Source organism: Microcoleus sp. OTE_8_concoct_300 (assembly GCF_031383065.1).
Taxonomy (GTDB): Bacteria; Cyanobacteriota; Cyanobacteriia; order Cyanobacteriales; family Microcoleaceae; genus Microcoleus.
The window spans coordinates 1-18,400 of sequence record NZ_JANMZH010000073.1; the positions used below are offsets into that span (position 1 = coordinate 1).

General features: G+C 46.8%; 17 protein-coding genes. 6 read left to right on the forward strand and 11 right to left on the reverse strand.

Annotated elements, in window-relative coordinates:
* Positions 1-304 precede the first annotated feature (304 nt).
* Together ACUVJL_RS03620 and ACUVJL_RS03625 are read right to left on the reverse strand one after the other, a co-directional pair.
* Entirely contained in the window at positions 305-631 is a 327-nt protein-coding gene (locus ACUVJL_RS03620) for a DUF433 domain-containing protein (RefSeq protein ID WP_445244613.1), read from the reverse strand.
* 76 nt (positions 632-707) lie between these two features.
* Positions 708-1,601, reverse strand: a complete 894-nt coding sequence (locus ACUVJL_RS03625; RefSeq protein ID WP_445244599.1) for an ion channel — start codon at positions 1,599-1,601, stop codon at positions 708-710.
* 112 nt (positions 1,602-1,713) lie between these two features.
* On the opposite strand from ACUVJL_RS03625, the gene ACUVJL_RS03630 reads away from it, so the two are divergent.
* Positions 1,714-2,034, forward strand: a complete 321-nt coding sequence (locus ACUVJL_RS03630; RefSeq protein WP_445244600.1) for a hypothetical protein — start codon at positions 1,714-1,716, stop codon at positions 2,032-2,034.
* A gap of 164 nt (positions 2,035-2,198) precedes the next feature.
* Here ACUVJL_RS03630 and ACUVJL_RS03635 read toward each other — a convergent pair whose 3' ends face one another.
* The 5 genes from ACUVJL_RS03635 to ACUVJL_RS03655 all read right to left on the reverse strand — a co-directional run bounded on the left by ACUVJL_RS03635 (position 2,199) and on the right by ACUVJL_RS03655 (position 7,101).
* Positions 2,199-2,390, reverse strand: coding sequence for a hypothetical protein (locus ACUVJL_RS03635; protein ID WP_445244601.1), 192 nt, complete (start codon positions 2,388-2,390; stop codon positions 2,199-2,201).
* Positions 2,391-2,460: 70 nt separating this feature from the next.
* Positions 2,461-3,804: a hypothetical protein gene (locus ACUVJL_RS03640; protein ID WP_445244602.1), complete on the reverse strand. Its 1,344-nt coding sequence runs from the start codon at positions 3,802-3,804 to the stop codon at positions 2,461-2,463.
* Positions 3,805-4,447: 643 nt separating this feature from the next.
* Positions 4,448-4,969 carry a hypothetical protein gene (locus tag ACUVJL_RS03645; protein WP_445244603.1) on the reverse strand — a complete coding sequence of 174 codons (522 nt, stop codon included), beginning with the start codon at positions 4,967-4,969 and terminating at the stop codon, positions 4,448-4,450.
* Between the two features lie 286 nt (positions 4,970-5,255).
* Positions 5,256-5,609 carry a hypothetical protein gene (locus ACUVJL_RS03650; RefSeq protein WP_445244604.1) on the reverse strand — a complete coding sequence of 118 codons (354 nt, stop codon included), beginning with the start codon at positions 5,607-5,609 and terminating at the stop codon, positions 5,256-5,258.
* Positions 5,610-6,000: 391 nt separating this feature from the next.
* Complete coding sequence (locus tag ACUVJL_RS03655; protein ID WP_445244605.1) at positions 6,001-7,101, reverse strand: saccharopine dehydrogenase family protein; 1,101 nt, start codon at positions 7,099-7,101, stop codon at positions 6,001-6,003.
* 370 nt (positions 7,102-7,471) lie between these two features.
* On the opposite strand from ACUVJL_RS03655, the gene ACUVJL_RS03660 reads away from it, so the two are divergent.
* Positions 7,472-7,672 carry a polymorphic toxin type 34 domain-containing protein gene (locus tag ACUVJL_RS03660; RefSeq protein ID WP_332955744.1) on the forward strand — a complete coding sequence of 67 codons (201 nt, stop codon included), beginning with the start codon at positions 7,472-7,474 and terminating at the stop codon, positions 7,670-7,672.
* Between the two features lie 28 nt (positions 7,673-7,700).
* Entirely contained in the window at positions 7,701-8,501 is an 801-nt protein-coding gene (locus ACUVJL_RS03665) for a HEAT repeat domain-containing protein (protein WP_445244606.1), read from the forward strand.
* A gap of 72 nt (positions 8,502-8,573) precedes the next feature.
* Here the strand turns inward: ACUVJL_RS03665 and crtO are convergent, their stop codons facing one another.
* From crtO to ACUVJL_RS03680, 3 genes are all read right to left on the reverse strand, one after another.
* Positions 8,574-10,271: a beta-carotene ketolase CrtO gene (gene crtO / locus ACUVJL_RS03670; protein WP_445244607.1), complete on the reverse strand. Its 1,698-nt coding sequence runs from the start codon at positions 10,269-10,271 to the stop codon at positions 8,574-8,576.
* 297 nt (positions 10,272-10,568) lie between these two features.
* Positions 10,569-11,348, reverse strand: a complete 780-nt coding sequence (locus tag ACUVJL_RS03675; RefSeq protein ID WP_445244608.1) for a class I SAM-dependent methyltransferase — start codon at positions 11,346-11,348, stop codon at positions 10,569-10,571.
* 419 nt (positions 11,349-11,767) lie between these two features.
* Positions 11,768-12,868: a tetratricopeptide repeat protein gene (locus tag ACUVJL_RS03680; RefSeq protein ID WP_445244609.1), complete on the reverse strand. Its 1,101-nt coding sequence runs from the start codon at positions 12,866-12,868 to the stop codon at positions 11,768-11,770.
* A 151-nt stretch (positions 12,869-13,019) separates the two neighbouring features.
* On the opposite strand from ACUVJL_RS03680, the gene ACUVJL_RS03685 reads away from it, so the two are divergent.
* Together ACUVJL_RS03685 and ACUVJL_RS03690 are read left to right on the forward strand one after the other, a co-directional pair.
* Positions 13,020-13,346, forward strand: coding sequence for a YbjQ family protein (locus tag ACUVJL_RS03685; protein WP_172184303.1), 327 nt, complete (start codon positions 13,020-13,022; stop codon positions 13,344-13,346).
* A gap of 252 nt (positions 13,347-13,598) precedes the next feature.
* Positions 13,599-14,222, forward strand: a complete 624-nt coding sequence (locus ACUVJL_RS03690; RefSeq protein ID WP_445244610.1) for a hypothetical protein — start codon at positions 13,599-13,601, stop codon at positions 14,220-14,222.
* 220 nt (positions 14,223-14,442) lie between these two features.
* Here ACUVJL_RS03690 and metH read toward each other — a convergent pair whose 3' ends face one another.
* Entirely contained in the window at positions 14,443-18,081 is a 3,639-nt protein-coding gene (gene metH, locus ACUVJL_RS03695) for a methionine synthase (protein WP_445244611.1), read from the reverse strand.
* Positions 18,082-18,167: 86 nt separating this feature from the next.
* Here metH and ACUVJL_RS03700 point away from each other — a divergent pair, with 86 nt between their 5' ends.
* Positions 18,168-18,389, forward strand: coding sequence for a hypothetical protein (locus ACUVJL_RS03700; RefSeq protein WP_445244612.1), 222 nt, complete (start codon positions 18,168-18,170; stop codon positions 18,387-18,389).
* Positions 18,390-18,400: the final 11 nt, after the last annotated feature.

Here is an 18,400-nt window from a genome sequence, read left to right on the forward strand (position 1 = left end):
TTGAGATTCTGTGGCGGTTTATTAAATATGAATGGATCGAAATAAATGCCTATTCTAGCTGGCCAGCTCTTGTTTCATCTGTGGAAAAAATACTTAAAGAATTTGGAGAAAATTATGTAATTAATTTTGCTTAACTACTTAAAAGAATAAATTTGTTGTGGAACGGGCCGAAGAGCCCGTTCATAAAAGAATAAATTTGTTGTGGAACGGGCCGAAGAGCCCGTTCATAAAAGCCTGATTTAAAATGGTAAAATATCTCAGTTTTAATGCTTTGTGCGATCGCAGTATAAATATCTGCCAATGTTTATGCCTCTTCCTGTTCTCTAATTGCTATTTCAATCTCATCAGGATATGCCTCAGCATAAGCCCAAGCATTCGCCAAATCTGCGGCACGCAGAGTCGGATAGTCTTCTAGGAGTTCAGCTTCAGAAATACCTAAACGGCGAGCATTCACCAGCACCCAAACAGGAATTCGCGTTTCTCTGATGCAAGCATCGCCGCCGCACACGCCGGGAGTCTTTTGAATTCCCGACCAAAATTTTCTTAAACTTTGGGCTAGTAATTCTATAGCTTGAGCCTTCTCTTCGGGAGTTAAAGCCAAGAGTTGCGGTTGCAATTCTTTCAGTGTCATCTTTGCAGTTATTGAGTTCATAAATATTAACTTCTGTTGCCATACAGGTATTCTAGCACTGGCTAAATCCAAACTTTTATTCCACAGGCTTCACATCGTGAAACCGAGTATAATCAACCACCCGCCCTCCCGTCGGCGGTTTCAAAATAATATCTACAAACCGCATATTCCACAGGATTTCAGACGCCACAAAAGAATGTCGCGCGTGAATAGTTTGCGAAACAGTTTCGTCAAGTCCTGTTAACGTAATTACAATTTCCGCTTGCTGTTCCATCAAGTCTTTCGCAGTAAGTTGGTACAAAGGACTGCTCTCGTCAATTGCGTGCATAACCGTCCAAGTTAATGCAAAAATCGGAGAGTGACTCCGCACCAATTGCAAATCGTAAAAACGCCGCATAAATTCTCCTTCGGATGTTACCTCGTCGCGGATCAAAGTAGCTCGCTGCTGCGCTTCTAAAATTTGGTTGAAACGCTGATTTCCCGTGCGGTACATCAAAGTTGGAACGCCGTTGAAAGGAGCGATCACAGCTACGCGGCTGAAGATAACTCTAGCTGTTGGTCGGGAAAATCTAGCAAAAGCCAGTCCCGTCACCATCGCGACTCCCCACAAACCAAAAAGTGCTTGGATCGCGACTATTGTATTAGCGTAATCCGTGCGCGGATACATAGCGCCGTAGCCAATTGTCGCCATTGTTTGCACGCTGAAATAAAAGGCATCTTGGAAAGAACCCGGCCGTGCGTTAGCAATGCAATCTCCTCCCGCCAAGTAAGCTAAGGCAAATAAAGAATTCGTGATTGTATAGGAGAGACAAATGAGCAGGAAAAATTGCGGCCAAGAAAGAATTAGCAGCCTGTGGTAGAGGTCGGCAAAATGCAGGCGAGGTACTCCCAACTTGACAATATTTAAGGGGAATTGTCCTTTGCGGCTGACTAAACGAGCTTGTGGCTGGCGGTTGCGGTGAATTTTCATTGCGATTTGTAACTGTGGCTGTTTCAATTTGTAACTATTGCTTTGAGCGGGAAAACTTATCCTTTAGACTGATGTCTGATTCCAAAAATTCGGATAAAAGCGGAGTTTAGAAATGGTTGAGCTTAACTGGCATGACTATCTCGTTATGGTTTCTTTTGTGGCTTCTATTGCGGGTCTAGTCCTGCTGGGTGATAATCGCAACTCGCAGCCAACGGACGATCGCACTTTGAGCGAAGAAATCCTAATCAAGATGAGCTTTACTTACTGGACAGTCTACTGCATCTCTGTTTTCGGGCTGAAACTTCACCTCCCAGAGGATAGCTGGTTATTGCTCAGTTTGAAGCTGACTACGGTTCTTTCTTACTTATTGACTGCTTCTAGCATACTCAGCCTGCCGCTGCAACGCATGGCTGTCCGACAAGTTGAAGATTAAAAAAAAGGTGTTTGTAGTGAGGGCTTCAGTTCTTTTTATCGGGGAGAAGAAGGACTAAAGTCCTGACTGCAAAGCTATTTGAGTAATATTACCGGGCAATAAGCTCACAGCTAGCTGCGAGCTTGTTTAATTGTTTATTATGTAACGGATGCAGACTAAGGCGCTCAAAATGGCTGCGGTCGATCGCACTCGCACTTGAAATTGCCATTCTCTTGCTGCTTTCCCTTAGCGGAGGCAATCTCAGAAAATATCCTCATGCTGCCGGTAATCACGCCTTGGGTACTTCGCAGCGGTACACTCGTCCTTAAAGCCGATCGAGTATCCGTTGGCGAAGCGGGCGCGTTAGCGAATAGCATGAGGTGAAGTTATTGAGCCACACTGTATGCGATAGCAGAGCGTGTAGGAGTATGTCAAGAACTTAGTTTCTCAGGATTTAAAGCCTTTAGAGCTTTTCTTTTTCTCCTGCGGTTTGGACTTTGACTTATTAACTTCGCCTAAAGCTTCCTGAAATAAGTTGTGCAGGTGCACGGGAACGCTGGCAATTTCCGGGAGTTCGGGTTCTAAGGGTTTTTTAAACTCTTGCAGCAGGGCATCTAAATCGCGATCGAGCTGAAAATTAGTCCGCTGCAATACAGTTTGCAAAATTTGTTCTAATTTCGCTGGATTAACTTTAGCTAACCGTTGCCAAATCCCGGCATTAATTGCAGGATCTTCTAGATAGTTACGCACCAGCTTCTCGTAACCGGGAACGGTTGAAAAGTCTTCTGCTGCTAGCATTTCGGTAAATTGAGCGTAAGTAGACAAAAAGGTTTGTCCCCAGCGAGGATGAGAAAGTGCTGTCACCTGTTCGGCTTTCTTGAAGCGATCGGGCAATTCCACTTTCGGCATTACCATTTTTGAACTAGGGCTGTCGAGCATTACCTCAACTGCTTTAACATCGGCACCTGATGCCGCGATGGCGGCTGCTTTGACTTCTTCTGGATCGACTCCGGCATCTTCAACGAGATCCGCCAGAGATTTACTTTCATCCATGCCGATATCAGCTAGGCGTTTTTTAGTGATGAATTCCTGAAATTGGGCCAACTGTTTATTCAGGTGATATCCCGATAGCGTCAATTCCTCAGTGCCAAAAAATTCGGTAAAATCTTCGTGGTAGTGTTCTACCGACTGCCAAGCTTGCTCTAACAATTCCGGCGCATCGCTGTACAGGTTGTGTTTGTGATTTTGCTTGAAATTGCCGATCGCCACCGCCAACTTCGGCTTACCCAATTTCCCCATCAGGATGGGAGAGCTCGAAAGTATCCACCAGTCATCGGTGAGGGGAGCAATCCGAGCCCGCAAGATTTCTCCTAACTTAAAGCGAGACATTTCTGCAAGCAAATTAGGACTGTTGGGCTTGACAATGTAATGCTTTGCCGTCAGCCAGTTCATCAGTTCAAACCTGTCAGGGAAAAGTTGAGTGATTTCAAATAAGCCTGTGAAGCTTCTGTGCCGCCAACTTTCCAGCAAGCTGTGATCGTTATGGGTTAAATCCGGCTGACTTTCGACAAATAGGTCGATCGGCGTTTTGTCTCCGACTTTACCTTCGACTGTAAAACTGTCAATCACTTGATTTTGCTGAGCAATGTCGTAGCGCTCGCCGGTCGATCGAGCTGCAGCATAAGCTTCCAAAGCTACCGCCAACTCTCCCTCAGCATCCAGCACAAAGTCAATTAAATTTTGCTTGAGTGTCCAAGCTCTTTCCAACATTTCATCCACAAGTAATACCAATTTTGAATGAGAGGATTTAGATTAACAATTATCGGACTTGAAGCCACCGACGCTTTACGATCCGGCGGAGATTGAATAAAGCGCATCGCGAACTTTGACAAAAATATGCGATCGCTCCCTCAGTCCTGAATTAGTTTAATTTTAAGGCCAATAGTCAAAAAAAAATATCAATTTTAAACCCGAGCATCCCTCGGTCGTGTAAAAAGCGTTTTTTAGGAGTGCGAAGGTCCCGAAAAGCTTTGCCTATACATCTGGCTTCGTGCTCTGTCAGCGAACACTGCTGTGAAAGAAAAATCTTGCTGAAAAAGGCGATTTCAACTTATAGCAGAAGTCCGATGGAAGTCGGAAGAAGGAAGAAGGAAGAAGCAGTAATACCAATGGTTTCAGCGATTAAGAATGTCCTAACCGTCTTGGCGGTTGCTATAACCTAAAAATACCCCTCTCCGATGTAGAGAGGGGCTCAAAATCCCCAAAAACTTCGCTAATCTCGCGTTGAAAACTGTGCAACCTATCAACAACAGTCCAAGACGCAGCAACCGGGTTTTTTTATCAAAACACTTCCCTGCATTCCGGGACCCGGGTAAAAAACCCGGAACGCTTGATTTGGTGGGCGTCCAAGACTGAAAAATACTTGCTATTGCCCTTAGCGGCCGTCTTTGTCAATGTCGCCGGGTACAGCGCGTTCCACCCGATCCCAAGCGTCGCGCGTGGCGTGCTTAGCTTTTTCCCAACTCACATTAGACTTACCGCGATTTGTTTCGTAGTCGCGCTGCAAATCGTCTTCGATCTCGTTGAAGTTCTTACCAGTACCGCCATAGCGGGTGTATCCCTCATAACCAGTGCGGTATGCAGGCTGATAGTCTTCGTAAGTCACGCTCGTGTCGGCGTAAGGACGGGAACTGTAGTTGCTTTGCCAGTAAGCATCTTCTACCGTAGGGTCGATCGCCTCGGCCACACCTTTGCCCACCAAACCGCCACTAAACGCACCGACAACAGCGCCTACAACTGCTCCCACAGGTCCGCCCACCGCACCGCCGATCGCAGCACCCGCAGCACCCGCACTCGCCGCACCAATACCCGTTCCTACTGGATGAGCCCCTTTTTCCCCGGAAAGCGGGTCGAGGTTAGCATCAGGTTCATGTACCGTTTTTTTGTCATCGCTCATGATATTTTTTTCCTTTTATCTAACTGTAACTATTATTAAATTTACCTTTTAAATTCCTCTTTATTCATCTTCCTTGAGGATGAATCTGCTAGCTTAAAAAGAAGCGGGATGACAAAACCTTTGTCATCCCCAAAAGTGCTTTGGCACCGTACTCTAACGCGGTAAGGTGCGCCGGGCGGCGCACCCTACATAATTAGGTTCAAGCGAGTCCTGAGATCTGCTCAATTGTGTACTCACGGCAGCTCAGGATTTACCACCAACTTAAGTTAGATATAAATTTGTAGATTTAGTCCTTGCCCGTGACCTGTTCGATCAGCTTTTCAGCTTTTTTAACTATGCTGTCTTGCGGGTTTTCTGCCTTGTACTCCTGTAAGCTTTCGTCGTAAGATTTCTCGACCTTTGCAGGATCTTGAGCGGTTTTGACTATTTTTTCGTAAGCTGCTTGGGGATTCAGATCCTCGAAACTTTTTGCGGGGTCAGTAATTTGAGCTTCTGGCGGCGCCTCAGTCCTATCTTGACCTGCGTAAGCAGCCTGACTGGGTACTACCGCTAGACCTGCCATAACAATGAAAGCCAGCGTACAGACCAGCAAAATGCTTTGGCTCAATGTTTTTCCGAGAGCTTTTAAAACCCGCTTCATATCAACTTCTCCTCGTATTTTTTCGCAAAAATTATGGTATTTGTCGCCCCTTCACTGCGATCGCACATTTCAAATTTTAGCGATCGGGAGAACTTGTGTGGCAAGTGCTGCGCCCACATACAGCAAAAAGGGATATTTACCGTCTTGTGAAGTATATTAAACGCCTGCTCGTTAAGTTTACTTCTACCAAAAGATAGATTAGTGAGACAAGGGGAACTCCTATCGTGTGAGGCGTGCTTGCGATTGATGCGAGGAACCGTATCTAGGGGTTATCTCATCAATTGCGAACCCCCTTGACTCTTCTCTTCCTCCGCGTCATAAGCGTGGGCGCGGTTCGTTTTAAAAAGCCCACTCACCAAACATTTTAAATTGCTATAAACACCGTAAATAACTACAAAAAAACCTGATCTATGTTGAGGTTGCGGTTCTGCATAGCTCCTTCAAATAGCTCAGTAGAAAGAGCTTGTTCTACCGACCAAACCCCTGGTTTTTCCAGTTTGCCTTCTAACATTAATTGAGCTATGCTGCCAGTACCGATGCCAGTAGCGGCGGCAGCATTGGGGTGTATCGCTGTCGAGCAAACTTTAGTGGGTTGACCGTTTTTGAGACCGGTCACTTGCGATCGCACTGCTACACCAACCCCACTAAAACTATTAGTAACACTGGTCATCCCGTAACTGACGTAGGAGAGAAATTCAATAACTCCGTTATTTTTGAGCCAGCTAGCCGGCCAATATTTGGCCACAAACCAGGTAAGGTGATTGTAAAGGTCGGGAGACGTACCGAATTTAGTCACAACTGATTTGACGGGGAAAGTTTCGGGCAAAGTGATTGCTTCGGGCATATCGAACCAGTAAACCCCTGTTTTGCCGTAGGGTGCGGGAAATTCAATTGTTTCGCGCTTGCTGTAGGGTTTTACTTGCTGCCACTTGCGATCGACCCAAACCTCAAAAGGGGTTTGCAAGCCTAAAAAAGTAGTTCTCATGACGGTAACGCCAGCACCGCCCGAACCTCCGACAACATAACTCAAATGGATGTGTTCTGCTTCATCTAATTGTTCCACATCTCGGCGTACCATGCTGTTAGACACGCCGGGGAAAATGCCCGTATTAATAATAGCAGTAATCCCAGCATTTTTAGCAGTTTCGCGCAATTCTAAAGCTCGGCGAGTAAAACTGCGGCTGTCGCTGACATCAGTATAATTAACACCTGCTTCTATGCAAGTTTTCAGTACACTAGCATCTCGGTAGTGAAAAGGCCCGGCACAGTGAACGACGAGGTTAGAGGATGAAACCGCTTTGTGCAGCGCTGCACTGTCTGCTAAATCTAAAGCTTGATACTGCACCCTATCCGGCGGCAATCCAGGGCTAATAGAGCCTTCTGGGTTGCGCCCAGTAAGAGTAATTTCTGCGTCGGTATGGGTAACAAGGTCTTGGGCAACACTGCTGCCAATTCGTCCTCGGCCCCCGACAATCAAAACTCGGTTTGCCATCGCTCAAAAAAGGGTAACGCTAATCTGAGTTTCTATATTTTCGTGCATAATTTCCATCTGCACAAAGGATGAATTTGCAGTAATATTAGGCATCCGCAGGCGAGATCCCGGGCATCCGCAGGCGAGCCCGGACCCAGCAATTCTCCCATACAACCATGCCCTACAGTGAGTTCAACAGTATTGTCCCAGTCAAACAAGCCTTTGGTTTAACAACTGTCTGGTTAACAAAGCGAGTTTTAAAAGATTAAGAATTTTCCCGTTATGCTACAATAAAATTCAGTCGAACGCGCTAGGTTTGAGGATGCCTCAATGGGCGATCGGCATTTTACTTATTATTTTTAGTATTTAAACACTATGGCAAAACAGAAACATGACTTCTGAAGGCAACGTCGCTGACACGGGGATTTTAAAAGAAGCTCAGCAACTCATGCAAGATGGGTCAGTAGCATCAATGGGTGAAGCGCTGAAAATACTTATGGAAAATGCTGAGCGCAATGATGACAAAGTTAAAATTCAGAAAATAAAAACAACTCAAAAAGCTAAAAGAAAGCGTCGCAGTCGCCACCGATAAAAAGATTAAATTAGAGCAGGTTAAAATTATGAACAAGCAAAGTATTGAACTGCTTCTGGATGATTGCGATTCAGACGAACCAACTAGGCAAGCCGGAGCAATTCTCGATCTAGTTGATGCAGAAGTTTATGAGGCTGCACCGAAAATAGTGAGGTTGCTGAAGTCACCAGATGCAGCTATCCGATTCACCGCAGCAGAAGCATTGGGTTATCTGGGAAGCGAGGAAGTAGAGACAGTTGGCCCTGCATTAATGGACTTGCTGGACGACGAAGAAGAACTGGTGAGGTCTGAAGCGGTGGAGGCTCTTGGAGATATTGATTATACCCCAGCAGTTGAATCTATAGAATATTTGCTGAGAAAAGATCCTTCAGCGCTAGTTCGCGCATCAGCAGCAGAAACTCTCGGGTATTTAGGAAAATCTCAAGCCATAAACACTCTCGAACTTTCACTGCTCGATACTAATGAGGATGAAGCTGTTAGATGTTATGCTGCTAACTCGATCGCGCTTTTAGGTACGTCGCAGCTATTGCCAAAACTTGAAGAGTATCTAAAATTAGAGCTTCCTTTATCAGTAAAAGCTGAATTGCTGGGAGCGAGGTACTGGTTGGGCGCGAAAGAAGATATCGCGAAGCTAGTGAATTTGTTGGATAAGGCTGATGAAGATTTTGCTCAGCACATTTTGAATATTTTAACAGATTTGACCGAACGGGAGGAGCAGCCAACATTGGCGAAAGATGCACCGGATTTAGAAAGGGTACTGAGGGCGATCGCAAATCGTTTTCCCTTCACAGGGAATCAACCAGAAAAAATTCTCGCACTCACAGACTGATAAATCAATACAAACAAACGCAGATGTGATTCATCTGCGTTTATCTGCGTTCATCTGCGGTTGCTAAAAATCTTACTTCTCATTACTCCGAAATACCGACTTACCCTTCGCTTTCAGAGAATTAGCCGCATCTGCCAAAGTCTGCGCGAAAGGCTGCTGCGAGTGCATGAAAACGCGAGCTGTATTGCGTCCCGGCATCCCCGAAATCGAGCCGCCCGGATGGGTACCCGCCCCCGTGAGGAACAAACCCTCGATCGGCGTTTTGTAATTTGCCAACTCCGGTAAAGGACGGAAAAATATCATCTGATCCAGCGTCATATCAACGTGATAATAATTTCCCTTCAAAGCCCCCAAACGCTCTCCCAATTCCGCCGGACTTTCCACGTGGCGGCCGATAATTGACTTCTTGATATTTGGTGCATATTCTGCTAATTTATCGATGCAGCGATCGGCAACTTTGTTTTTGAGCTCATCCGTCCAACCCGTACCGTGCTGGCCAGTTCCTTCAGCATTTTCGATCATGTAAGGAGCAAAAAATTCAATCCAAGCCGTATGATGTCCGGGGGGAGCCATTGACGGGTCTCGTACCGTCGGAAACACTACATACATCGATGGGTCAGAGTCGGGGATTCTGCCGATTGAAGGCTCGCTGTGAGAAATTTCAACGTGTCTCACCGAGTCTGCAATTAAAACCGACCCGATTAAAAATTCGTCCCGATGATTCCAGCGATCGAATCTAGGCGCTTCACTGAGAGCTAAGTCTATTTTGAGAATAGTCTCGTTGTTGTTAACAATTTTGCGCTCCAATCTTTGCCGCAAATCTGGGTCAGCACTGTCAACATCGCTCGAGTCCATTAAGTGCAGAAACAAGCGCTTAGCATCAATATTAGAAATGACACCTTTTGTAGCACGGTATTCCGTGCCGTTGGCAACTCGAACTCCCACAGCGCGACCGTCATCCACTAATATTTTCTCGACGTGCTGGTCGGTAAGTACCACACCCGAGTAACTTTTCACTACACTAAGCAGCGCTTGCACTAATGCACCCGTCCCTCCGCGCGGTCTTGCCATGCCGGGATTGTGCCTCATTGCCAGCATAATTGCGCCTACAGCCAGGGTTTTTTGCGAAGGAGGTGCGCCGAGTTCTGCGGCTAATCTTGCTAGGGGTGCTTTGATAAATTCCTCGTCAAACCACTCGTTGAGAAGGTCTTCAGCGCTGGTGAGCATCGTGCGAATAAAGTCCAGCGTTTTGTCGGGGGAACCGATCACTGACAATAAATCTTTGATCTTTGAAATATCGTAGTTGCCCAGAATATCTATGAGGGATTTTGGTGGCGCATTAAACATCGGAACCATTGCACCTAAAGCCCGCTGCCAAAAGTCTGTATATTCGGCATATTTTTTAGCATCGCGCTCGTTGTAGCGGGCAATTTCAGCACAAGTTTTTTCTACAGATTTGTGCGCTAAGAAATATTTGCCGTCGGGATGCGGACAAAAGGCAACTGGATCGCAGAAAAGATATTCTAAACCGTGTTTTTCCAGTTCTAATTCTTCTACAACTGGCCCTAAATGGATAAATTCGTGGTCGATCGCGCACATATTGAATTTAAAATCGGGCAATTCGGGAATCGCAGCTTCAGTAGTTGCCGCGCCGCCGGGAACCGAACGTTTTTCTAACAACAGGACGGTATATCCCGCTTTGAGGAGATAAGAGGCACAGACCAGTCCGTTGTGACCTGCTCCTATGATAATTACGTCATACGTTTGCATAGATGAAGCTCTGGGGATAGGATATTTTGCTCATTTTACAAATGTTAACAACTTGGCAGTCTCTACCAAGAGAAATAGATTGATTTTCCAGCAGCAGTTTTAGGATCTTACAAAAGATGGAGCTTCGATGCAATTCAAATGTGCGATCGCCCTTATTGCTTCTATAATTTTTGTCGATAACAGGAATTAAATCGTGTCTTAAGAGATCGATCGCCATAAGTGGGTTTGTAGTGAGGACTTTAGTCCTGGAGAAGCTGCGCACTAAAGTCCTCACTACAAACAGAATTTCAAACAATCTTAATTATTGGCAACAACCGCCAGATAGACTCTTGTTTTATAAACTAAAGAAACCAAGCCTCGATCGTCGCAGTGAGTTTCATAAAGTTCGGTCAAATCCGAGATGATTTTCTCCCAAGCCGGACCAGATTGCGGAATGTAAGAGGCACTTTTTGCTCGCCCGATTAACCCTGCTATATCTACATCTTGCCTGTTAGCAAGATCGCAGCGTCTGACATCGGTAAAATGCGAACTAGCGAGCAAAGCGTCGATCGAGCGCTCGGGGTTTTCTGCTGGATCGTTTTGAGAACCTGTCTTGGTAATTTGAGTGTAACCTAGCGTTACTGGTTCGGAGCAATCGCGCAGGTTCCAAACTACAGCCAACCGGCCCCGCGGCTTGAGAATTCGCCGAAATTCTGGTAAAGTTAACACCGGGTTGAACCAGTGAAAAGACTGGAAACAAGTTACTAAATCGATCGATGTGTCGGGCAAATTAGTAGCTTCCGAAGTTCCTGCTCTAAACTCTACCAAAGCGTGAGGAGCGGCCGCTTCTCTCATTTCAGCATTCGGTTCAATTGCCAATACCCGAACGCCTCTTTGGGCCAGCAAACGCGAAGAAATCCCCGTACCCGCACCGAGATCCGCTGCTGTTAACTGCGAAGGTTCTCCAAGTCCATCTAAAATCGCATCAATTGCCGCAGCCGGATAACTCGGCCGGTATTTGACATAATCGGAGGCGCGATCGGAAAATCGGCCTAGCGGATCCATCTCATACAGTGGCGGTTTGGAGTTATGAGTCATTAGTTATGAGTTATGAGTTATGAGTCATCAGTCATTAGTTATTAGCTATTAGTCAACTGTTATATACGATCGCACAGTGGCAGGATGAAGCATTCTGATATCAAGCCTGAAATAAATTTCAGAGATGAGGGACGGACGCAGTGAAATTTACGGAACGCTTCGATGAAATGTTCGTCGGTTACTTGTGCGGGATCTAAACCAAGTTTCGACAATACTTTGTCGTTTTTTCTACTTCTGAGGCCGGCGCGGCAAACCATCCGAGAAACCGGGTTTCTGCGACAATTTACGCCTCCTCACCAGATTGTCTCAAGAAACCCGGTTTATGAACCCGCCCCCACGACATCAAAAACCAGTTTCTCAGTTGTAGCGCATCGCCCGCCATCAGAAACACTATCAACTATCAACTGTCAACTGACTAATTACTTTAGTTCCTGCAATGCCGCCTCAGCTTTTTGGGCACCATCATTGTTGCCTTGCTGGCGGTAAGTGTCGAGGGCTTGTTGAAAAGCTTCAATTGCTTCGGATTTGCGATCGCGCGCTTTCAGTGCCTTACCCATATTGTAATAAGCTTCTGCCCGGTTTCCATCGAGCTCAATCACTCGCCTAAAAGTGGTAATCGCTCCTAAAAAATCTTGTTTTTCCAGTTGAATTTCCCCGATTCCGGAGTGTGCTTCCACTAAATTCGGTCGCACCGCAATAGCCCGCTGATAAGCTACCAGCGCTCCGTCTAAATCATTTTGAGCCTGGAGAAGTCCGCCAATTTCTAACTGCACTTCTGGATTTCGGGGTTCCAATTTGGCAGCTTCTTCAAAAGCTGCTAGCCCTTCGGAAGTATGGCCGCCCCGCAGCAAAGCAGTACCTAATTTTAACTGCACGCTGGCTTGTTTGGGAGCCAGTTCGGCAGCCTGCTGGAGTACAGTAACAGCACTGGCAAAATTACCCTGCTGGATCAATACCAAACCCATTGAAGAGTAAGCTTGCCAACTTTTCGGATCGAGGGCGATCGCCTCTTGGTATGCTTTAAAAGCACCGCTGTAATCTTTTTGCTGAAAAAGTACCACTCCGAGACCGATCCGGGCATTGACATTTTTGCGATCGAGCTCAGAGGCGCGGCGGTAAGCTGTGGCTGCTGCAGGATAGTTTTGCAAATTCGCCATAGCATATCCTAAGGCGTATTGGAAGTCAGCATTGTTCGGTTCCAGACCGATCGCTTGTTGGTAAAATTCCACTGAGGCTTGATAGTTGCCCTGACGTGCTTCTAAATAGCCCATACCAGAAAAAATTCGCGGGTTTTCCGTATCTAAACGTGCCGCTTCCTGATAAATGGCGATCGCCTTATTGTAGTCTCCTAAATCTACAAACTCGCGCCCTTGTCGCAGCAGAGCATCTAAATTTGAATTATTTTGAGGGTTGACTTGAACAGACGTTTCTGCTGAGAGTGCTATCTGCGGCGCTGCGACAGCGAGTCCCGCTAGCAAAAGCGTACTGAATACGAAGAGACTTTGTTTGTATACGGCCATTTGTTTCAAAGCGTGTGTGGAATGAAAGAGCGAGTGGCTGTCACCTTGCTTTCGCTGACAGCTTAGGGTTTGCCGGGAATCTGGGAACCGCCAGATGTAGTAAATCTACAGAAATCGACTAACTCAAAATGTTCGTATTTGAGGCCAACTGATGATTGTAACAACAACTGATATCATCCAAGGAGCAGAAATTCAATCTTACTTGGGAATTGTAACTGCTGAGGTGGTCTACGGCACCAATGCCCTGCGAGATTTCTTCGCGGGCATTCGCGACATCATCGGCGGGCGCACCGGCAGTTACGAGGAAGTGTTTCTCAAAGGACAGCGAGATGCCCTTGCGGAACTAGAAAAACGGGCTCAGCGCCTGGGCGCGAATGCCGTAATCGGGGTGGAAGTTGACACCGGCACGATTAATGTAGACTCGAGCGGAGCTTTGCTGCTGATTACAGCCGTTGGAACGGCTGTAAGATTGCGTTAAGCTGTCTTTCCTCTATACGTCCGCGAACTTTTCTAACTGGATAAAATAGTTATCACTCATCAGTCATCAGTCATCCGTCATTAGCTAATAGCGGCTGGCGCGCGGGCTGATGACTTTTTCGTTTCTTTCTTCAGACATAGATACTGGTTATTTCCGCAGGCAGAGATAGTTTCTATCAATCTCAGCCACAATAAATGCTTAAGGTAAAAGATTGTTAAAGATTACAGCTACTCTCTGAGGAGAAGAAAAGTTATGTCATACGTAAATAGACCTGTAGATAACGTTGTTAACGAGCCGACATTAGTAAATCAAGTCGTTGAATATCACGATCGAGTGCGGTGGGGTCCGATTTTTTCAGGTTTGGTAATTGCGATCGCCACGCAATTAGTATTAAGTGCATTGGGCGCTGCGATCGGGTTGAGCAACATTGCTAATTCAGGAGCTCCGCGCAGTATTTCTGGGGACGTGGGTACCAACGTCGGAATTTGGTCAATTATCAGTTTGTTAATTAGCTTGGGCGTTGGCGGTTGGGTAACTGCTCGCGCTTGCGGCCCCATGAATCGCAACACAGCGCTTTTAAATGGAGCAATTTTGTGGGCAACTACCTTAACAATTGGCTCTTGGCTGTTAGCAAATGGCGTGGCCGGTACTTTTGGCGTCATAGCTGCGAATGCGGGAGAAGCAATTAATCAAGCGCAGCAGGGCGGGGTGGATTTGCCGAACCGAGCGCCTAACGTATCTGCTCAGGATGCTCGCAATCTTGCTGGTAATGGTGCGAAAGCTGGTTGGTCGTTTTTGTTCGGCTCGCTATTGGGTTTAGTTGCTTCGATGGTAGGAGCATCTGCGGGCGCGCGCACTCCCCGGCATCACTCGTAAAAGTTTGGTAGGACAAGGAAAATTCATGTTCATTAAAGCACTTTTTTTAAGGTGCTTTTTTGTTGGTTTCTCGTTCCCAGGTTCTACCGGGGAACTCATTTCTTGAGGCCTTGCCTCCAGGTTTTTAAGTGGATCCAGAGACTCCAGAGCTGCGTTACCAGGAAGAGCCTGGTAACGAGTATAATTCACCGAGGAATGTGCGCGGGGCGCACCCTAGAAATTAAGCGGTGAAGTATTTGGCTGCTGGGTGATAGGTGATAATTGCGGTTGTTGATTGTTCGGGATAAAGTTGTTCGCTTTCATCCATGTAGAGGTTGATGCGATCGCACTTTAACAATTCCAGTTGCTTGTACTGATCCGTCATGTTCGGACAAGCGGGATAGCCGAAACTGTACCGCGAACCGCGATATCTTTGCGCTAGCATATCGCGAATGTTGTCCGGTTCTTCGCTAGCAAATCCTAATTCGCGCCGAATTCGCGCGTGAGTCCATTCTGCTATTGCTTCCGCTGTCTGTACCGCTAACCCGTGAAAGTAGAGATAGTCGGTATATTGATTGTTAGCAAATAGCTTTTGCGCGTACTCTGTAGCAATTTCTCCCACTGTCGCTACTTGCATCGGAAATACATCGATTTTACCCGATTCTTTGGGCGCGAAAAAGTCGGCAATGCACAGCCGGCGCCCCGATTTTTGCCGGGGAAATGTCAAGGTTGCAGCCACAGGCAAGATGCCTGTGCCACTTTCTGTTGCAGCCACAGGCAAGATGCCTGTGCCACTTTCTGTTGTGGGGTGGGCATCTTGCCCGCCACTGATTATTGTTTGCCCGCCATTCATAATTTGCGGATCGTACAAATACAAAGAATTGCCTTCAGCTTGACAGGGAAAATACCCGTAAATTGCTTGCGGATGCAGTAACTTTTCGGCGATAATTTTGTGTTTCCACTCTTCCAATATGGGATAAACTTTCTCAGCTAAGAAAGCATCGTATTCTTCCCGCGATTGGTCTTTTGGCTTGCGGAACTGCCACTGACCGGCAACTAAGGCTTGTAAATCTAAGTGCCAGAAAATCTCCTCAAAGGGGATGTCTTCTCCCTGCAACAGTTTCGTTCCCCAGAAAGGAGGAGTCGGGCGATCGATATCTGCTGCAACTGCTTCGGATCGCCTGGTATCTATCACCACAGGAGTGTCTGCTTTCTTCGCCTCTTTTACAGAAGTTTCTGGCGAAGTTTTAGCTTCTTTAACCGCCCCATTATCAGGCGCTATTTCATCTAAAAATCCTTGCAAGTCTTCCCATTTACCAGCAGATTTTGCTGGCATGAGTTTGTCCATAAAGTGCAAGTCGGAAAACGCATCTTTGCCGTAAACGACTTTACCTTTGTAGGTATTTTGGCAGTCTTCATGTACAAACTTGGGAGTCAAAGCCGCGCCGCCCAAAATTACCGGAACCGTGATTCCTTTCTGGTTGAATACTTCCAGATTTTCTTTCATGAAGGCGGTGGATTTTACCAGCAAGCCACTCATGGCAATACAGTCGGCTTTGTGCTTTTCGTAGGCTTCGATGATATTGTCAACTGGCTGTTTAATACCCAAGTTAATCACTCGGTAGCCGTTGTTTGATAGGATAATATCAACCAAGTTTTTGCCGATGTCGTGAACGTCGCCTTTGACAGTAGCGATGATGAATGTTCCTTTGGCGTTGTCCCCGGATTCGGACTTTTCCATGTACGGTTCTAAATAAGCAACTGCCGCTTTCATTGTTTCTGCTGACTGCAATACAAATGGCAGTTGCATTTGTCCCGAACCGAACAATTCTCCGACTACTTTCATGCCGTCTAGCAAGAAGGTATTGATAATGTGGAGGGGCGGATAGGTTTCTAATGCTTTGGCGAGTTGGATGTCGAGGCCAATGCGTTCGCCGTCGATGATGTGCTGCTTGAGGCGTTCTTCGACCGGGAGGTTTGCGTCTTCTGTACGATCGCGCTTGGTAGTTTTGCCCGCAAACACCGTTGTCAGGTCGCCCAAGGGGTCGTAAATGCAAATATCGCCGTCAAACTCCCGTTCGTCGTAAATGAGTTTACGGCAGATTTCTTGGTGTTTGGGGTCGATTTTTGCCAGGGGCAAAATCTTATTAGGGCTGACAATTGCCGAGTCCATCCCCGCTTGCATTGCTTCGTGCAAAAACATCGAATTCAAAACTTGCCGCGCCGCCGGATTCAAGCCGAAGGAAATGTTAGAAACTCCTAAAATTACGTGACACCCTGGCAATTCTTGGCGGATGCGGCGGATGGATTCGATGGTAGCTTTGCCGTTTTTTCTGTCTTCTTCAATCCCGGTGGAAATGGGCAAAGCTAGGGTGTCAAAAAAGATTTCCTCGGCGGGAATTCCGTAGGCGACGGCGGCGTTATATGCGCGCTGGGCGATCGCAAATTTTTGGTCGGCTGTTCTGGCCATCCCGTCTTCGTCAATTGTACCAATAACTATGCCCGCGCCGTATTTTTTCGCCAACTCTAAAACTTGATAAAAACGCGGTTCTCCGTCTTCGTAGTTAGTGGAGTTCAGCAAACATTTGCCGCCCGCAACTTTTAAGCCGGCTTCCATCTTTTCCCATTCGGTGGAATCCAGCATTAAAGGGAGAGTTGCATTAGTCACAACGCGGGAAACTAATTCTTTCATGTCGCGCACGCCGTCGCGACCGACATAATCAACGTTAACATCGAGAATGTGCGCGCCTTCTCGCACTTGTTCCCTGGCCATTGCTACTAAACCGTCCCAGTCTTCAGCGTTTAGCAAATCGCGGCATTTTTTAGAACCGCTGGCGTTGAGTCTTTCGCCGACAATTAAGAAGGAATTCTCTTGTTCGTAGGGTTGGGCGGTGTAAATTGAAGCGGCGGCAGGTTCCCAAGTAAATTCGCGGATTTTGGGTTTAAGAGTTTTGCCAATTTCTGATAGTTCGCGGATGTGATCGTAGCGGGTGCCGCAGCAGCCACCGATGACTTGCACGCCTAAGTCTTCGACAAAGCGCATCAAGGCCATTTTTAATTCTATTGGCGTGAGTTTGTAGTGCGCGTGCCCGCCGATGTTTTCGGGTAAACCAGCGTTGGGAACGCAGGAAACGACGAAGGGCGAATGTTCGGAAAGGTATTTGACGTGCTCGGCCATGCGATCGGGTCCGGTGGCGCAGTTGAGGCCTAAAATGTCGATCGGGTACGGCTGCAAAATAGCTAGGGCGGCGCTGATGTCGGAACCGACTAACATTGTGCCGGTGGCTTCCATTGTGACTGATACCATTAACGGAATTCGCGCACCTTTTTTCTTAAATACTTCTTCAATGGCATTTAATGCTGATTTAATTTGCAGCACATCTTGACAAGTTTCGACAATAAATAAGTCAACGCCGCCGTCATAAAGTCCTTCTGCTTGTTCGGCAAAAGCGGCGGTGAGTGTGTCAAAATCTATGTGTCCTAATGTTGGCAATTTGGTACCTGGCCCGATCGATCCTGCGACAAATCGAGGTTTTTCGGGCGTGGAAAATTCGGCGGCGATACCCTTGGCAAGTTCCGCGGCAGTTTTGTTGAGATAATATGCTTTGTCTGCCAAATCGTACTCGGCGAGAACGATGGAAGCCCCGCCAAAGGTGTCTGTTTCGATGACATCGGCCCCTGCTTCGAGGAATCCCCGGTGCACGTTGGCGACTGCTTCCGGCTTGGTGTGGACGAGATATTCGTTGCAGCCTTCGTATTCTTTGCCGCCAAAGTCTTCTGCGGTGAGGTTTTGGACTTGCAGGTTGGTTCCCATCGCGCCGTCGAAGACGATGACGGGGCGTGAGGGGTGGTGGAGTCGATCGAGGAATCTGCTATTCATAAGCGGTAAAAAAAGGCAGGTGCTATATATTTACAATTTTATCTATTGTGCAATATTGTCAACAATTGTGTGAATGTTGGGAACTAATGACTGAAGGATTTAATGCTGCTGACAATTGTTCGAGCGTACCTGTAATTTTACCGCTGGCCTTGGATAATTGTCAAAATTCTATTGGGGGCGAGGCTGCGGGGGGAAAACGGGCGATTCCCTGCGGGATAGCTGCGCTTCACGGCTGCGAGGGGTTTTTCCGGTTAACTGTTGAGGAGTTTTGCCAAAATGCGATCGCCACAATTAAACGAGTTATATAGCAATCCTTGCA

Bases quoted from the DNA above. Each gene is read 5' to 3' on its own strand.
- ACUVJL_RS03620 (WP_445244613.1), bottom strand. From the start codon at position 631: ATGACACTGAAAGAATTGCAACCGCAACTCTTGGCTTTAACTCCCGAA.
- ACUVJL_RS03625 (WP_445244599.1), bottom strand. From the start codon at position 1,601: ATGAAAATTCACCGCAACCGCCAGCCACAAGCTCGTTTAGTCAGCCGC.
- ACUVJL_RS03630 (WP_445244600.1), top strand. From the start codon at position 1,714: ATGGTTGAGCTTAACTGGCATGACTATCTCGTTATGGTTTCTTTTGTG.
- ACUVJL_RS03635 (WP_445244601.1), bottom strand. From the start codon at position 2,390: ATGCTATTCGCTAACGCGCCCGCTTCGCCAACGGATACTCGATCGGCT.
- ACUVJL_RS03645 (WP_445244603.1), bottom strand. From the start codon at position 4,969: ATGAGCGATGACAAAAAAACGGTACATGAACCTGATGCTAACCTCGAC.
- ACUVJL_RS03650 (WP_445244604.1), bottom strand. From the start codon at position 5,609: ATGAAGCGGGTTTTAAAAGCTCTCGGAAAAACATTGAGCCAAAGCATT.
- ACUVJL_RS03655 (WP_445244605.1), bottom strand. From the start codon at position 7,101: ATGGCAAACCGAGTTTTGATTGTCGGGGGCCGAGGACGAATTGGCAGC.
- ACUVJL_RS03660 (WP_332955744.1), top strand. From the start codon at position 7,472: ATGACTTCTGAAGGCAACGTCGCTGACACGGGGATTTTAAAAGAAGCT.
- ACUVJL_RS03665 (WP_445244606.1), top strand. From the start codon at position 7,701: ATGAACAAGCAAAGTATTGAACTGCTTCTGGATGATTGCGATTCAGAC.
- crtO (WP_445244607.1), bottom strand. From the start codon at position 10,271: ATGCAAACGTATGACGTAATTATCATAGGAGCAGGTCACAACGGACTG.
- ACUVJL_RS03675 (WP_445244608.1), bottom strand. From the start codon at position 11,348: ATGACTCATAACTCCAAACCGCCACTGTATGAGATGGATCCGCTAGGC.
- ACUVJL_RS03680 (WP_445244609.1), bottom strand. From the start codon at position 12,868: ATGGCCGTATACAAACAAAGTCTCTTCGTATTCAGTACGCTTTTGCTA.
- ACUVJL_RS03685 (WP_172184303.1), top strand. From the start codon at position 13,020: ATGATTGTAACAACAACTGATATCATCCAAGGAGCAGAAATTCAATCT.
- ACUVJL_RS03690 (WP_445244610.1), top strand. From the start codon at position 13,599: ATGTCATACGTAAATAGACCTGTAGATAACGTTGTTAACGAGCCGACA.
- metH (WP_445244611.1), bottom strand. From the start codon at position 18,081: ATGAATAGCAGATTCCTCGATCGACTCCACCACCCCTCACGCCCCGTC.
- ACUVJL_RS03700 (WP_445244612.1), top strand. From the start codon at position 18,168: ATGACTGAAGGATTTAATGCTGCTGACAATTGTTCGAGCGTACCTGTA.